Annotated in this window: 2 protein-coding genes; both read right to left on the bottom strand. The window is 58.9% G+C overall.

Annotated features, from left to right (window positions below; genetic code table 11):
* Positions 1-13: 13 nt before the first annotated feature.
* Positions 14-625, bottom strand: a complete 612-nt coding sequence (locus QMK33_RS23350; protein WP_283567039.1) for an IS630 family transposase — start codon at positions 623-625, stop codon at positions 14-16.
* A 35-nt stretch (positions 626-660) separates the two neighbouring features.
* A complete protein-coding gene (locus QMK33_RS23345; protein ID WP_283567038.1) occupies positions 661-1,110 on the bottom strand; it encodes a helix-turn-helix domain-containing protein in 450 nt (149 codons plus the stop codon).
* Between the last annotated feature and the right edge of the window lie 74 nt (positions 1,111-1,184).

The raw sequence follows: 1,184 nt of genomic DNA, 5'->3' as shown, positions 1-1,184 counted from the left end.
TGGTTGAAAAACATTAGATAGTCGGGTATAATTTAGCAAGTTTGATGCGAGCATCGGCCGTTTTGAATTGCCAGTTGCGGGGCTTGGGCCGCGCATTCTGGCGGTCTTGCCACTGTTCTACCACTTGGCGGACCTGCTCGCTGGTGGTGAAGGGCTGGTCGAGGACCTGGCGACTGAGGACGGAGAATTCGATTTCGGCCATGTTCAACCAGGAGCCGTGGGCCGGGGTGTAGGTGATGTCCATACGCCGCAGGTAAGCTTGGGCCACGGCGGGCGGAAAGTGGGCGTAGAAAAAGCTGAGCTTATGGGTGCTTAAGTTGTCCATCACCCAGCGCACCTTTTTGGCCTCCCGGTAAGTTGTGTCCATCAGCCGGGCCACGAACTGTACCCACGTGGCGGCCTTGTGGTCGGCCTCCACGCGCAGACAGCGCCAGCCCCGCAACGGCTCGGTGGCCACGAACAATTCCACCACGCCCCGGCGCACGTATTGCGAATCGCGGCAGCGCTGGCCGGTGGACGTGGTAAATTGTTCGTAATCGAGCAGTTGCTTGGGCGACTCGTCCAGACACACGACGGGATAATCGGCGTCGTAGGGCTGCTCGTAGAGGTCGAGTACCTGCTCCATCTGGCACACAAACGAGGCACTCTGCTCAGCCGGAATTACCCACTGCTGCGGGCCGTGAAAAGGCTTAAGTTCGTTTTTTTTAGCAGCCGCGCCACCATCGTGGTCGAGATATGTTCCACCACTTCCAGCTCCACCAGCCGGTCAGCCAGCACTTGGAGTTGCCAGCGCGGCTGCTCGTCAGGCGGGCTTTGGCAAAGCAAGGCCGTTAGATGGGCCTCCACCCGCCCGTCTATCTTTTTGTCGGAGCGCGTTTTACGTGGCGTGGGCTCGAACATCGCCAAGCCCTGTTCGCAGAACTGGCGGCGCACCCGCTCCACGGTTTTGGTGGAGCAGCCCAGCACGGCCGCCAGTTCGGGAGCCGGGCGACGGCCCGTGTGCTCGTCGCTATTGAGCAGAATCTGAATCCGTTGCAACTTCGGCGAGTGGCTTTTGTACTTCTTTCGCCAGTCCTCCAGGGTCTGGCGTTCCTCAGCGGTCAGAAACAAGCGATAAATTAGCATGACGAAAGCGCTTTTCTACGGAAAAGCCCACCAGACCCAATAAGGTTTTTCAACCACTA

This window comes from Hymenobacter sp. H14-R3, assembly GCF_030063445.1.
Classification (GTDB): Bacteria; Bacteroidota; Bacteroidia; order Cytophagales; family Hymenobacteraceae; genus Hymenobacter.
This window is presented reverse-complemented; position numbering and strand designations above follow the sequence as displayed.

Coding starts and splice junctions, on each gene's coding strand:
- QMK33_RS23350 (WP_283567039.1), bottom strand. CDS start 625: ATGGAGCAGGTACTCGACCTCTACGAGCAGCCCTACGACGCCGATTAT.